Raw genomic sequence first — 13,955 nt, 5'->3', positions numbered from 1 at the left:
TGGCTTCCATGACCGGACTCACCCTGGACACGGCACAGCAGGTCCTCGACAGCCAGCCGTTCAGCGGGCTCGTCGGCGCACGGATCACGGCGTTCGGGGACGGCGCGGCCGTTCTCGAGGTCGGCGTACGCAAGGAACTCACCCAGCAGAACGGGTTCCTGCACGGCGGGGTGCTCTCCTACGCGGCCGACAACGCGCTGACCTTCGCCGCCGGGACGACGCTGGGAGCGGCTGTCCTGACCGGCGGTTTCTCGATCCAGTACGTCCGGCCGGCGAGTGGCCGCACCCTGAGCGCCCGCGCCGAGGTGGTCCACACCGGCCGCCGACAGGCCGTCGTGCGCTGCGACCTGTACACCGTGGACGACGAGGGGGCGGAAACGCTCTGCGCGGTCGCGCAGGGCACCGTCCTCTCCGCCCGCCCCGTCTGAAGGGAGACGCGTTGACCACCCAGGCCCTGCTCGATCTCGGCGCCCTCGGCGACGACTTCATCCGCGACCCGTATCCCGTCTACGCGCGCTTACGCGCCAGTGGTCCGGTGCACCGGGTCCGCATCCCGGAGGGCGCCGAGGCCTGGCTGGTCGTCGGGTACGAGGCGGGACGCGCCCTCCTCGCCGACCAGCGGCTCTCCAAGGACTGGGGCAAGGCGTCGCCCTCGCTGGGCGTCGGCAAGGTGTCCGCGGGCACGTCCATGCTGGGCAGCGACGCGCCGGTCCACACCCGGCTGCGCCGGCTCGTGGCCCGGGAGTTCACCCCGCGCCGTATGGAACGGCTCGCCCCGCGCGTCCAGGAGATGACGGACGGGTTCCTCGACTCCATGACCGGTGGCCCCGGCCGCTCCGCCGACCTGGTCGAAGCGCTGTCCGTCCCCCTGCCGATGGCCGTCATCTGCGAGCTGCTGGGCGTACCGTCCCTGGACCGGCAGGCCTTCCGCGCATGGTCCGACACCGCGGTCTCGTCCCTCGACGCCGAGGCGCGCGGCCGGGCGAAGGCCGCCATGACCGCGTATCTCACCGGGCTGATCGAGGAGAAGCGCGCGGCCCCCGGGGACGACCTGATGAGCGCGCTGATCCACACCTCGGACGGCGACGGCGACCAGCTCTCCGCCGACGAACTCCTGGGCATGGCCTGGCTGCTGCTCGTCGCCGGCCACGAGACCACGGTCAACCTCATCTCCAACGGCGTCCTCAGCCTGCTGACGCATCCCGGGCAACTCGCGGCGCTGCGCGCGGATCTCAGCCTGATCGACAACGCGGTCGAGGAGACCCTCCGCTACGAGGGTCCCGTCGAGACGCCCACCTACCGCTTCACCACCGAGCCGCTCGACGTCTCGGGCACGGTGATCCCCGGCGGTGGCGAACTCGTCCTGGTCGCGATGGCCGACTGCGACCGCGATCCCGCCCGCTACCCGGACGCCGACCGCTTCGACATCACACGGGACGCCCGAGGTCACGTCGCCTTCGGCCACGGCATCCACTACTGCCTGGGCGCTCCGCTGGCCCGCATCGAGGCCCGCATCGCCATCCGGTCGCTCCTCGAACGCTGCCCGGAGCTGAGGCTCGACGCGGACCCGGCCGGCCTGTCCTGGCGTACGGGCATGCTGATACGGGGCCCGCTGAGCCTGCCGGTGGCCTGGTAGCGGGGCCGGGCCTCAGGCCTCGGCGATCTCCGCCATCCGTACGGGGCGGCGCTCCCGGCGCGACAACTCGCACGCCTCGGCGACGCGCAGCGCGTGCAGCGCCTCCCGGCCGTCGCACGGGTTCGGAAGCTCTCCGCGTACGACGGCGAGGAACGCGTCCAGCTCCGCCTCGTACGCCGGGGCGAAGCGCTCCAGGAAGCCCGGCCACGGCTTGGCGGGAGCGGGCGGCCCCTGCGGCTCGGCGGACGTGAGCGGCGTACGGTCGTCGAGGCCGACCGCGATCTGGTCCCGCTCGCCCGCCAGCTCCATGCGCACGTCGTAACCGGCTCCGTTGCACCGGGTGGCCGTCGCCGTGGCGAGCGTGCCGTCGTCCAGGGTCAGCAGCGCCGCCGCCGTGTCCACGTCATCGGCCTCCCGGAACATCGCCGGGCCGCCGTCGGAGCCGGTCGCGTACACCTCGGTCACCTCGCGGCCCGTCACCCAGCGCAGGATGTCGAAGTCGTGCACCAGACAGTCCCTGAACAGGCCGCCGGAGAGCGGCAGATAGGCGGCGGGCGGGGGAGCGGGGTCGGAGGTCGTCGCCCGTACGGTGTGCAGCCGGCCCAGGGTCCCGCCGCGCACGGCGGCGCGCGCCGCGGCGTAGCCCGCGTCGAACCGGCGCATGAAGCCGAGCTGGAGGACACTGCCGGCCCGCTCGACCTCGCGCAGCGCGCCCAGTGTGCCCGCCAGGTCCAGGGCGACGGGCTTCTCGCAGAAGGCGGGCAGACCGGCCCGGGCGGCCCGGCCGATGAGATCCGCGTGCGCCGAGGTGGCCGAGGTGATCACGAGCGCGTCGACCCCCGCACCGAGGACCTCCTGGGCGGACGCGAGAGCCGTGGCCCCCGTCCGCGCTGCGGTCTCCGAGGCGCGGGCGGTGTCCGGATCCGTCACCACGAGCGAGGCGACCGCGGGATGGCGTGCCAGCACGCCCGCGTGGAAGGAACCGATCCGGCCCGTGCCGATGAGTCCGATGCGCATGGACCCAACGTGCCGCCCCCCGGACGCACTGTCAACTATATGTCCTGACAAATTGAGGGGTGTGGCGAGGCGGCAGGAGGTACGCTCCGTGCCGTGCCCAAACCCGCCGCCGACTCCGCCGCCCTGGGGCTGGGCGTGGACCGCACCAGCCCCGTCCCGCTCTACTACCAGCTGGCCCAGCAGCTGGAGGCGGCCATCGAGCAGGGCCGGCTCGCGCCCGGCAGCCTCCTCGGCAACGAACTGGAGCTCGCCGCACGGCTCGGACTCTCCCGGCCCACCGTCCGCCAGGCCATCCAGTCGCTCGTCGACAAGGGGCTGATGGTGCGACGGCGCGGTGTCGGCACCCAGGTCGTGCACAGTCGCATCAAGCGCCCGCTCGAACTGAGCAGCCTCTACGACGACCTGGACACGGCCGGCCGGAGCCCGGCGACCCGCGTGCTGCGCAACACGGTCGAGCCGGCGGCACCCGAGGTCGCCGCCGCGCTCGGGGTCGAGGAGGGCGCGCACGTCCATCTCGTCGAGCGGGTGCGGTACGCGCACGACGAACCGGTGGCGCTCCTGCGCAACCACCTGCCGCCGCAGCTGCTCGACCTCTCCACAGAGCGGCTGGAGTCGACGGGCCTGTACCGGATGATGCGTGCCGCGGGCATCACGCTGCACAGCGCCCGGCAGACGGTGGGCGCCCGCGCCGCCACCGCCGAGGAGGGCGAGCTGCTCACGGAGCCCGCCGGCGCCCCGCTGCTGACCATGGAACGCACCACCTTCGACGACGGCGGGCGGGCGGTCGAATTCGGCTCGCACGTCTACCGGGCCTCGCGGTACGCCTTCGAGTTCCAGCTGCTCGTCCGGCCCTGAATCCCCGGCGGGCGGTCGCCGGTAAGGATGTTCGGACAAAAGCGTTGACGCGGTCATGCAAGGTCGCTAGAACGACGGGAGGGCGCGGCCCGCGCCCCTGCCGGTCCACGCCGGTCCGGGCTCGGGGATACTTGGCCCGCCGGGCGGCGAGTCCGCCCTCCCCGGCTTCACCAGGCAGCACAGCGAGCAGCACAAGAAGGGCACGGCGTCGTGGCAAGGGTTCGGACAGGGGTACGCGCGATGGGCGCCGTGCTGGCAGCGGTACTGGCAGCCTCCCTCGCGGGATGCAGCAGCACCGGCGGCAAGCGGGCGGAGGAGCGCGCCGCTCAGGCCGCCGAAGGCCGGTCCGCGGTGAACACGCCCCGCTGGACGTTCGCCATGGTCACCCACTCGGGTGATGGCGACACCTTCTGGGACATCGTCCAGAAGGGCGCCAAGCAGGCGGCCGTCAAGGACAACATCAACTTCCTCTACTCGCACAGCGACGAGGGCCAGCAGCAGGCGGAGCTCGTCCAGACCGCGATCGACAAGAAGGTCGACGGCCTGATCGTCTCGCTGGCCAAGCCCGACTCGATGAAGACCGTCGTGGCCAAGGCGGTCAAGGCGGGCATCCCCGTGATCACCGTGAACTCCGGCTCGGCCGAGTCCAAGGCCTTCGGCGCGCTCACCCACATCGGCCAGGACGAGTCCATCGCGGGCGAGGCCGTCGGGGGTGAACTGAACGAGCGTAAGCGCAAGAAGGTGCTCTGCGTCCTGCACGAGCAGGGCAACGTCGGCCACGAGCAGCGCTGCGCCGGGGCGAAGAAGACCTTCGACGGAACGATGCAGAACCTCTACGTCGACGGCACCAACATGCCCGACGTCCAGGCGTCCATCGAGGCGAAGCTCGACTCCGACCAGGACATCGACGCGGTCGTCACCCTCGGCGCTCCCTTCGCCGCCGCGGCCGTCAAGGCGAAGCAGACGGCAGGCAGCAAGGCCGAGATCGACACCTTCGACCTCAACGCGAGCGTCGCGACCGGCCTCCAGAACAAGACGCTCGGCTTCGCGGTCGACCAGCAGCCCTACCTCCAGGGGTACGAGGCCGTCGACCTGCTCTGGCTCTACCGCTACAACCAGAACGTGCTCGGCGGCGGCCTGCCCGTCCTTACCGGCCCGCAGGTCATCACCTCCAAGGACGCCGACGCGCTCGCCGAGTACACGAATCGGGGCACGCGATGACAGCGACCGGGCAACCGGCGGCGCCCCACACCGACGAACGCCTGCTGCGTACCTCCCCGCTGCGCAAGCTCCTCGGCCGGCCCGAGCTCGGCTCGGTCGTCGGGGCAGCGGCCGTCTTCCTCTTCTTCGCGATCGTCGCCGACAGTTTCCTGCAGGCATCCAGCCTCGGCACGGTGCTGTACGCGGCCTCCACCATCGGGATCATGGCCGCGCCCGTGGCGCTCCTGATGATCGGCGGAGAGTTCGACCTCTCCGCCGGTGTGATGGTGACCAGCTCGGCGCTGATCTCCTCGATGTTCAGCTACCAGATGACCGCCAACGTCTGGGTCGGCGTCTTCGTGTCGCTGCTGGTCACCCTGGGCTTCGGCGCGTTCAACGGCTTCATGCTGACCCGCACCAAGCTCCCGAGCTTCATCATCACGCTCGGCACCTTCCTCATGCTGACGGGCCTGAACCTCGGCTTCACCAAGCTGATCAGCGGCACCGTCTCGACCAAGGCCATCGGGAACATGGAGGGCTTCGACTCCGCCCGCAAGGTCTTCGCGTCCCACCTCTCCATCGGCGACGTCGAGCTGAAGGTCACCATCCTGTGGTGGGCGGCGCTCGTGGCGATCGCCACCTGGATCCTGATCCGCACCCGCTTCGGCAACTGGATCTTCGCCGTCGGAGGCGAGGCCGACGCCGCACGCGCGGTCGGCGTCCCGGTGATCCGCACACGGATCGGGCTCTACCTCGGGGTCGCCTTCGCCGCATGGGTCTCCGGGCAGCACCTGCTCTTCTCGTACGACGTGGTCCAGTCCGGCGAGGGCGTCGGCAACGAGCTGATCTACATCATCGCGGCCGTCATCGGCGGCTGTCTGATCACCGGCGGCTACGGCTCCGCGATCGGGTCGGCCATCGGCGCGATCATCTTCGGAATGACCAGCAAGGGCATCGTCTACGCGGAGTGGAACCCCGACTGGTTCAAGTTCTTCCTGGGAGCGATGCTGCTCCTGGCCACCCTGCTCAACGCATGGGTACGCAAGCGCGCGGAGGCGACGAAATGACGGCCACCCAGGCTCCGGCCCCCCGGGACACGGCCGGCCCGGCGCTCGTCGAGCTCGACGGCGTCAGCAAGTACTACGGCAACATCAAGGCCCTGGAGAACGTCTCGCTGGAGGTGCACGCGGGGGAGATCTCCTGTGTCCTCGGCGACAACGGCGCCGGCAAGTCCACCCTCATCAAGATCATCGCGGGGCTGCACCGTCACGACGCCGGGACCTTCCTGATCGAGGGCGAGGAGACCACGCTCGCCAACCCGCGCGACGCCCTGGACCGGGGCATCGCCACCGTCTACCAGGACCTGGCCGTCGTTCCGCTGATGCCGGTCTGGCGCAACTTCTTCCTCGGCTCCGAGCCGACGAAGGGAGCCGGTCCCTTCAACCGCCTCGACGTACGGCGGATGCGCGAGACGACCCGCGCGGAGCTGCTGCGCATGGGCATCGACCTGCGTGACGTCGATCAACCCATCGGCACCCTGTCAGGCGGTGAACGCCAGTGCGTGGCCATCGCCCGGGCCGTGTACTTCGGCGCCAAGGTCCTCGTCCTCGACGAGCCGACCGCGGCGCTGGGCGTCAAGCAGTCGGGGGTCGTGCTCAAGTACGTCGCGGCCGCCAGGGACGCCGGGCTCGGCGTGGTCCTCATCACGCACAATCCTCACCACGCGTACCTCGTGGGTGACCGGTTCGTGCTGCTCAAGCGTGGAGCGATGTCCGGAAGCCACACGAAGGACGGCGTCACACTGGACGAACTGACCCGTCAGATGGCCGGTGGGAGCGAGCTCGACGAGCTCAGCCACGAGCTCGGACGAGCCCCCTCACCGGACCACCTCGGCGGCCGGCCCGCCGGTGACAGCACCCCGTGAACCGCGTTCCCGTACCCCCCGCCCGGGGCCGGAGACCGGTTCCGGGGGCGGGGGAATGGCAGAATCGTGTGCGGCGGGCGCCGTCCGCCGCCGGACGGATCACCGACCGGCCCCCCGACCTGCGCAGGGACGATGAGCACGTACCGCGACTTCACACACCGCGGCTCCGCCCGCGCCACCGTCCTGCGGACTGTCGGCACCAAGGAGCGGCGCTCGCACCTCACGGCACCCAGGGTTCCCACCGTCGGCATCGACATCGGCGGGACGAAGGTGATGGCCGGGGTCGTCGACGCCGACGGCAACATCCTGGAGACCCTGCGCACCGAGACGCCGGACAAGTCCAAGAGCCCCAAGGTCGTCGAGGACACCATCGTCGAGCTGGTCCTGGACCTCTCCGACCGGCACGATGTGCACGCCGTCGGGATCGGCGCCGCGGGCTGGGTCGACGCGGACCGGTCCAAGGTGCTGTTCGCCCCGCACCTGGCATGGCGCGACGAACCCCTCCGTGACGCCATCGCCTCCCGGCTGGTCGTCCCCGTGATGGTCGACAACGACGCCAACACGGCCGCCTGGGCGGAGTGGCGCTTCGGCGCCGGCCGCGGCGAGGACCACCTGGTCATGATCACGCTGGGCACCGGCATCGGCGGGGCGATCCTCGAGGACGGGCACGTCAAGCGCGGCAAGTACGGCGTCGCGGGTGAGTTCGGCCATATGCAGGTGGTGCCCGGCGGGCACCGCTGCCCGTGCGGCAACCGCGGCTGCTGGGAGCAGTACAGCTCGGGCAACGCCCTCGTGCGCGAGGCCAGGGAGCTGGCCGCCGCGGACTCCCCGGTGGCGCACGGCATCATCGAGCGGGTCAAGGGCAACATCCCGGACATCACCGGGCCGCTCATCACCGAACTGGCCCGCGAGGGCGACGCCATGTGCGTCGAGCTCCTCCAGGACATCGGCCAGTGGCTCGGCGTCGGCATCGCCAATCTCGCCGCCGCCCTGGACCCGTCCTGCTTCGTCATCGGCGGCGGCGTCAGCGCCGCCGACGACCTGCTGATCGGCCCGGCCAGGGACGCCTTCAAACGCCACCTCACCGGCCGCGGCTACCGCCCGGAGGCCCGCATCGCGAAGGCCCAGCTCGGCCCCGAGGCGGGCATGGTCGGCGCCGCGGACCTCGCCCGTCTGGTCGCCCGCAGGTTCCGGCGGACCAACCGCCGCCGGGTCGAGCGCTACGAGCGGTACGCGCAGTTCTACGACCAGGCCGCGAGCACCATCCGGAACACGCGCAGCACCCGCCCCGTCGAGTGACCCGGGGCCGCGCGAGCCGCGGCTCCCGGCCATCCGTACTCCGCTCCGCACCGCAGCTTCGAGGGATCACCGACCATGACCGCAGCCGAACACCACATCGTGCCGCGCCAGCCCCCCACGTCCGGCTCTTCGGGGTCCTCCGGATCGTCCGGTTCCTCCGGTGCCTCGGCGGGCGGCGACGGTATGCCTCCGGAGGACCGGCGCAGGGTGGTCAGACGGCGCCTGATCACGCTGACCATCATCGTGCTGCTCATCGGCATCCCGGCCGGCTACCTGGTGATCTCCGCGGGCCAGAGCCGCCGCTCCGGCAAGGACAAGGAAGCCGAGGCCGCCGCCCAGGGGCTGCGCGAGGACTGGCCGTCCGGCATGCAGCGCCGGATCTTCGAGCTGCCCATTCCGGGCAACGCGCAGGGAGTCCAGTACTACGAGACGAACAACTGGAAAGCCAGCCGGATGTACGTGAAGTTCCGTACGACCTCCGCCGGCCTCGACCGCTTCCTGAGCGGTGTCGGCACCGGCCGTGCCGCACTGGAGACCGGCAAGGTCACCATCGCGGAACGGGACATCAAGATCACCGGCTGGTACTTCGGCCCGGGAGTCGACTGGGCGGGCACGGTCCACAAGAACAAGGACCCGCGCCCCACCCAGGACATCACCGTCAACATGACGGATCCGGCGGCCCCGGTCGTCTACGTGGTCTCCGCGTCGACCCCCTGACGGGAAGCCCCCTGACGGGAAGCCCCCTGACGGGAAGCCGGGCGCGCCTCACTCCGCGTGCCCTTGAGGCCGGCGCGGACGATGCCGGCGACCGCGTCCCGGTGGTCGTCGAGGAAGAAGTGGCCTCCGGAAAAGGTCTCCAGGGCGAAGTCCCCACGGGTGTGGGCCGCCCAGCCTGCCGCCTCCTGGACGGAGACCCGGTCGTCGCTCTCCCCGGTGAGCACCGTGACCGGACACGAGACCACGTCGTCCACTCCGCCCCGGTGGGTCTCGATCGCCCGGTAGTCGCTGCGGAGCATCGGCAGCACCATGTCGAGGATCTCCTGGTTCTCCAGGAGCTCGGGGGCCGTTCCGCTGAGTGCCGCCAGCTCGGCGACGATGCCCGCGTCGTCGCGGGTGTGGACGAAGTCGGCCTCGGCCCGGAAGTGGGCGGGCGCCCGGCGCCCCGAGAGGAAGAGGGCGGACGGAGACCTCCCGAGACGCTTCTCCATGCGTACGGCCAGCTCGAAGGCGAGCGTCGCTCCCATGCTGTGACCGAACAGAGCCAGGGACTCGCCGGCCAGGGGTGCGAGTGCGTCGAAGATCGCGTCCGCGAGTTCGGGGATGCTCTCGACGCAGGGCTCCCTGATGCGGTCCTGCCGCCCCGGGTACTGAACGGCGAAGGTGCTCACGTCCGGCGACAGCGCCGCTGACATCGGACGGTAGAAAGCCGCACTGCCGCCGGCATGGGGGAGGCATACGAGGCGGACGCTGTCGTCGGCGCGGTGAAAACGCCTCACCCAGGCGCCGTCGGCCGATGGATTGCTGACGTCGGGATTCATGACCGTCACGCTCTCATCCGCCGCCCGGTTCCTGCCACGGATCGCGGGAACCGGGCCCCTCCCCGGCCCCCGGCGAAAGCCCTGCGGCAACGGCCTTCGCCGCGTACGGAGAAGTGCGCGGCGCTTCCGCCGGGTCAGACGACCGCGGATCCGGGCTCCTCCACGGCCTCGCCCGGCGCGCCGCTTCGGTGACCCGTCAACCGTTCACTCGGACGGAAGTGCGGTGAGGCCGAGGGCGAAGTCCAGGTTCCCCGCCCCGTGGTTGGCGAGGCCGACCGTGACCAGGCCCGCTCCTTCCAGCCAGTGCGCCATTTTCAGGCCACCGACGTCCAGCGGGCGCATCCCGAGGCTCTCGATGAACGCTTCCACCCGTGCTTTGGCCTGTGCGTCGTCGCCGGCGATGAAGACGTCGGGCCGGCCCTTCTCCAGGACGTGGCGGAAGACGGTGTTGAACGCCTTCACCACGCCGGCGCCGGCCGGGGCCGCCTTGGCGACTTCCTGCGCGATCGAGGTCTCCTCACGGTGGGCCAGCCCGTCGAACGTGGAGTTGAAGGGATTGCTGATGTCGACGATGACCTTGCCCGCGAGAGCGGCTCCGTACCGGGTGACGACCGGCACGACGCCGTCGTGCAGCAGGGCCACGATGACGATGTCCCCGGCCGGTGCGGTGCCCCACTCTCCCGTCGTGGCGCCGCCGCCGAGAGCCTCGGCCAGGTCAGCGGCCTTGGACTGATCGCGGCCCATGACCTCGACGGTGTTGCCGCCCGCTATGGCCCGCGCTCCGATGGTGCGGGCCATGTTCCCGGTGCCGATGATGCTGATGTCGCTCATGAGATGTCCTGCCCAGGTTGAGGGTGTGGTCGTCCGGTTCAGACGGCGGTGGTGCCGCCGTCGGCGACGAGTTCCATGCCGTTGACGTAGCTGGAGTCGTCGGAGGCGAGGAAGAGGGCGGCGGTGGCGATTTCGTCGGGGCGGCCCATATGGCCGCGGGGGATGAGGGACTCGAACTGGCGCCTGGTGGCCTCGTCGAAGAGTTCCTCCTGCTTGGCGGTGGCGACCTGGCCGGGGGTCAGGACGTTGACGCGGATGCGCCGGTCCTTGAGCTCGTTGAGCCAGATTCGGGCCCATGCCTGCTGGACGGCCTTGCTGCCGGCGTAGACGCTCCAGCCGGGGAAGGCGCCCAGAGAGGCGTTGGAGCCGGTCATGAGGATGGAACCGCCGTCGTTGAGGAGCGGGAGGGCCTTCTGGACGGTGAACAGGGTGCCGCGGGCGTTGAGCCCGAACCAGGTGTCGAACTGGGCCTCGGTGATCTCGCCGAGCGGGGCGGGCTCGCCCCCTCCGGCGCTGGCCCACAGCACGTCGAGGCTTCCCTTCTCCCGCTTGACGGTGTCGTACAGGCGGTCCAGGTCGTCCAGGTCGGCGGCGTCGCCCTGCACGCCGGTGACGTTGCGGCCGATCTGCCGCACGGCCTCGTCCAGGGCCTCCTGGCGCCGGCCGGTGATGAAGACGTGGGCTCCCTCGTCGACGAACAGCCTCGCGCCGGCCAACGCCATGCCGGTGGTGCCGCCGGTGATGACCGCGACCTTGCCGTCGAGCTTTCCCATGGTCGTTCCCTCGCGTCGGTGGTGCCGTGTGTACCTGGAGTGACGGCGTTAAGTACACCGCTCTGTGTGCTTACGCTACTGGGCGGACGACGAGGGCGCAACTATGTACACCGGGCGTTACCCGGCTGCGGTACGGTGGACCCATGACGGAGATGGAGAAGGGCCCCACGGGCGTCCGCCGCGGCCGGGGCGCTCGTGAGCGCATCCTCGGCGCGTCCCGGCAACTGTTCCGCGAGCAGGGCATCAATCGCACCGGCATGGATCAGCTCTGCGCGGCGGCGCAGGTGTCCAAGCGCACGGCCTACCAGCACTTCGCCGGCAAGGATGAACTCGTCGCCGAGTACCTGCGCACGTTCGACCCCTCCGTTCTGTCCGATGTGTTCGACCGCCCCGACCTCGCGCCCCGTGAACGGCTCCTCGCCGCCTTCGACATCCCTCCCACCACGCCCCTGTGCCCCTACATCGCCGCCGCCGTCGAACTCCACGACCCCCAGCACTCCGCATCCCGGTACGCACGCGACTACAAGAAGGCCGTCGCCGCGCGGCTCGCCGACACCGCCCGCGAAGCCGGGGCCGCCGACCCCGAACAACTCGGCGAGCAGCTCGCGCTGCTCATCGACGGCGCCGCTGCCCGTACCCGGGTCCTGGACGCCGACGCCTTTCCCACCGCCGCGGCCATCGCCGCCGTCCTCATCGACAAGGCGATCCCCGCCGCGGCCGACGATGACCGGCGACCGGGAGAAGCGTCGAGTTGACGTGGCACTCCGCGGCCGGAGTGGACACGCTGCCGGTCGGGCGGCGGAATGACCTTCCGTCTCAGGATCGCCGCCCCGGCTACTGCCGGATGGCGACGAGGACGTAGCTGTTGCCCACCTGCCAGACCGGACTGGCATGTCCGAAGCCCGCTTCGGCCAGCAGCTCGACGTGCCGGCCGAGCGTGACGGCGCAGTCGGCGTGGACGAACCCTGGCTTACGGCGCTCGGCGCACAGCTGCGTCAGCTCGGGCTCGTTCTCGACGGCGGACCACCATGTCTCCCAGTCCTCGTGGTCGAAGGCATGACGGCGTTCGGCCCGGCGGACACCGACGAACTCCGCGATCTCCGCGAACCCGGCCCCGTCCTGCGACAGGTGGTCGGCGTTGATCAGTACGCCGCCGGGCCGCAGGAGGGATCTCAGCTCGGCGTAGGTGCTCCGCAGTATTCCGTCGGGGAGGTAGTGGAGCGCGGTGGTGGACACGACCGCGTCGATCGGCCCCTGGAGTCCGAGGGCGCCCGTCCAGCCCTCCTCGCCGATCACCGCTTCGACATACCGTGCGGCGTCCGGATGGCGGGCGCGGGCCAGTGCCAGCAGCAGCGGGTCCATGTCGACGGCGACGATCTCGGCCTGCGGCAGCCGTTCGATCAGCCGTGCGGGCAGCGAGCCGGGGCCGCACCCCAGATCGAGAACACGCGGCACCTCATGACCGGTGGTCACGTGTTCCACGACATCCGCGACCACCGTGAAGCGCTCCTCACGGTCGATCGCGTATCTCTGCTGCTGTTGCTCCCAGCGGTCCACCCATCGCTGGGCCGTCGACATGCTCACGCTCATCTTCCCGTACCACCTCTACGTGCTCGGTTCCGTCCTGTGACCCCGAATCTACAGCTGAAAACGATTGTCATCGGCATCAGGCGCTAGGTCAGTCCGGCGAGTACCTCCAGCAACCGGTCTATCTCGTGCCGGCTGTTGTAGGCATGCAGACTGACCCGTACGGAGCTGCGGTTCTCACCGCCCCGGCCCTGGCAGAGGCCGTCCGCCCGCACCATGAAACCGTGGCTGAACAGGATGAACCCCAGGTCGGCCGCATCGATGTCCCGGTGCCTGAACGTCACGATGCCGTGCCGCTGCTGCACCGGGGAGTCCACGGCCAGACTCTGCTGGCACCCCACCACCTCGTACGGCGCCGGCGTCCGCAGCCCGTCCGTCAGCCGGGCGGCCAGCTCCACGGTCCAGCGTTCGATCCGCTCCGTTCCGACCCGGTCGAGCCAGTCCAGGGCGGCGCCCAGGCTGACGATGCCCACGGTGTTCGGTGTGCCGCTCCAGCCGCGCGGCGTGAACGGCGCCCCGCGTACGCCGCGGGACCAGACCGCGCCGGTGCCGGGCAGCGCCAGGGCCTTGTGCCCGGAGAAGACCGCGAAGTCGACGTCCAGCGCCTTCATCGAGACGGGGAGATGGCCGACGCTCTGGGCGGCGTCCAGGCAGATCACCGGATCGGGTCCCACCGCCCGGCGGATCCGGTGCACGTTCATGTCACCGCCGTAGACGTGGTGGACGTGGGTCAGCGCCACGAACCGCGTCCGGGGGGATACGAGGCCGGTGAGCCGGTCCGTGTCGTAATCACCGGAGGACGGTTGACAGGGCATCTCCTTGACCGTGACGCGCGTGCCCTGGCGGGCCAGTGACTCGACCGCCTCCAGCCAGGGCGAGAGGTTCGCCTCGTGATCCGCGAACGGGACGATGATCTCGTCCCCGTCGCGGAGTTCACGGGCCAGCCAGTCCAGGGCCACCAGGCGCAGCCCTTCGGTGGTACCGCTGACGAAGTGGACTGCGGAGGTATCCGGATCCGGGTCGTCGAGGAAGACCTTGACCCGCTCCCGGACCTCCTCGATCAGGTTCGTCGTCCTGTTGGCCCACGGGTAGGTCCCGCGCCCCGCGTTCGCGTTGGAGGTCGTCAGATACTCCTGGACCGCGTCCAGCACGGCCTGCGGCTTCTGCGCGGTGGCGGCGCTGTCCAGATAGGCCAGACCGGCGTTGCCCGCCACGATCGGGAACTGCGCGCGGACGTCGTCGCTCCAGGCGGCCAGATCCTCCGCCTCCCGCTTCGCCGCTCCGCCGGGCACGGG

At 70.8% G+C, this 13,955-nt stretch carries 15 protein-coding genes; 9 read left to right on the top strand and 6 right to left on the bottom strand.

The features are described from left to right. The first annotated feature begins 8 nt into the window (after positions 1 to 8). A complete protein-coding gene (locus AB0P41_RS06465; RefSeq protein ID WP_365930475.1) occupies positions 9 to 428 on the top strand; it encodes a PaaI family thioesterase in 420 nt (139 codons plus the stop codon). Between the two features lie 11 nt (positions 429 to 439). After that, positions 440 to 1,636, top strand: coding sequence for a cytochrome P450 (locus tag AB0P41_RS06460; protein ID WP_365930473.1), 1,197 nt, complete (start codon positions 440 to 442; stop codon positions 1,634 to 1,636). 12 nt (positions 1,637 to 1,648) lie between these two features. Here AB0P41_RS06460 and AB0P41_RS06455 read toward each other — a convergent pair whose 3' ends face one another. Then, on the bottom strand, positions 1,649 to 2,653 hold the full coding sequence (locus AB0P41_RS06455) for a Gfo/Idh/MocA family oxidoreductase (RefSeq protein WP_365930472.1): 1,005 nt from the start codon (positions 2,651 to 2,653) through the stop codon (positions 1,649 to 1,651). A gap of 93 nt (positions 2,654 to 2,746) precedes the next feature. On the opposite strand from AB0P41_RS06455, the gene AB0P41_RS06450 reads away from it, so the two are divergent. The 6 genes from AB0P41_RS06450 to AB0P41_RS06425 all read left to right on the top strand — a co-directional run bounded on the left by AB0P41_RS06450 (position 2,747) and on the right by AB0P41_RS06425 (position 8,648). After that, positions 2,747 to 3,508, top strand: coding sequence for a GntR family transcriptional regulator (locus AB0P41_RS06450; protein ID WP_365930471.1), 762 nt, complete (start codon positions 2,747 to 2,749; stop codon positions 3,506 to 3,508). Positions 3,509 to 3,748: 240 nt separating this feature from the next. Continuing rightward, entirely contained in the window at positions 3,749 to 4,729 is a 981-nt protein-coding gene (locus tag AB0P41_RS06445; RefSeq protein ID WP_365930748.1) for a sugar ABC transporter substrate-binding protein, read from the top strand. Further along, entirely contained in the window at positions 4,726 to 5,775 is a 1,050-nt protein-coding gene (locus AB0P41_RS06440) for an ABC transporter permease (RefSeq protein WP_356714479.1), read from the top strand. Before AB0P41_RS06445 ends, AB0P41_RS06440 begins: the two co-directional genes overlap by 4 nt. Next, positions 5,772 to 6,632, top strand: a complete 861-nt coding sequence (locus AB0P41_RS06435; protein ID WP_365930469.1) for an ATP-binding cassette domain-containing protein — start codon at positions 5,772 to 5,774, stop codon at positions 6,630 to 6,632. Before AB0P41_RS06440 ends, AB0P41_RS06435 begins: the two co-directional genes overlap by 4 nt. A 132-nt stretch (positions 6,633 to 6,764) precedes the next feature. Then, positions 6,765 to 7,931 carry an ROK family glucokinase gene (locus AB0P41_RS06430; RefSeq protein WP_356714477.1) on the top strand — a complete coding sequence of 389 codons (1,167 nt, stop codon included), beginning with the start codon at positions 6,765 to 6,767 and terminating at the stop codon, positions 7,929 to 7,931. Between the two features lie 75 nt (positions 7,932 to 8,006). Further along, entirely contained in the window at positions 8,007 to 8,648 is a 642-nt protein-coding gene (locus AB0P41_RS06425; RefSeq protein WP_365930466.1) for a hypothetical protein, read from the top strand. On the opposite strand, the gene AB0P41_RS06420 is transcribed toward AB0P41_RS06425, so the two are convergent. From AB0P41_RS06420 to AB0P41_RS06410, 3 genes are all read right to left on the bottom strand, one after another. Next, positions 8,621 to 9,469: an alpha/beta fold hydrolase gene (locus AB0P41_RS06420; RefSeq protein WP_365930465.1), complete on the bottom strand. Its 849-nt coding sequence runs from the start codon at positions 9,467 to 9,469 to the stop codon at positions 8,621 to 8,623. The genes AB0P41_RS06425 and AB0P41_RS06420 overlap by 28 nt on opposite strands. A gap of 204 nt (positions 9,470 to 9,673) precedes the next feature. Continuing rightward, a complete protein-coding gene (locus tag AB0P41_RS06415) occupies positions 9,674 to 10,300 on the bottom strand; it encodes an NAD(P)-binding domain-containing protein (protein ID WP_365930463.1) in 627 nt (208 codons plus the stop codon). 38 nt (positions 10,301 to 10,338) lie between these two features. Continuing rightward, positions 10,339 to 11,073: an SDR family oxidoreductase gene (locus tag AB0P41_RS06410; RefSeq protein WP_356714473.1), complete on the bottom strand. Its 735-nt coding sequence runs from the start codon at positions 11,071 to 11,073 to the stop codon at positions 10,339 to 10,341. A gap of 143 nt (positions 11,074 to 11,216) precedes the next feature. Here AB0P41_RS06410 and AB0P41_RS06405 point away from each other — a divergent pair, with 143 nt between their 5' ends. Beyond that, positions 11,217 to 11,828, top strand: a complete 612-nt coding sequence (locus AB0P41_RS06405; protein WP_365930461.1) for a helix-turn-helix domain-containing protein — start codon at positions 11,217 to 11,219, stop codon at positions 11,826 to 11,828. Positions 11,829 to 11,907: 79 nt separating this feature from the next. On the opposite strand, the gene AB0P41_RS06400 is transcribed toward AB0P41_RS06405, so the two are convergent. Then, positions 11,908 to 12,663, bottom strand: a complete 756-nt coding sequence (locus AB0P41_RS06400) for a class I SAM-dependent methyltransferase (RefSeq protein WP_356714471.1) — start codon at positions 12,661 to 12,663, stop codon at positions 11,908 to 11,910. A gap of 83 nt (positions 12,664 to 12,746) precedes the next feature. After that, positions 12,747 to 13,952 (bottom strand): aminotransferase class V-fold PLP-dependent enzyme, encoded by a 1,206-nt coding sequence (locus AB0P41_RS06395; protein WP_365930459.1) that lies wholly within the window; start codon positions 13,950 to 13,952, stop codon positions 12,747 to 12,749. Between the last annotated feature and the right edge of the window lie 3 nt (positions 13,953 to 13,955).

This window comes from Streptomyces sp. NPDC079167, from assembly GCF_040686735.1.
Classification (GTDB): Bacteria; Actinomycetota; Actinomycetes; order Streptomycetales; family Streptomycetaceae; genus Streptomyces.
This window is presented reverse-complemented; position numbering and strand designations above follow the sequence as displayed.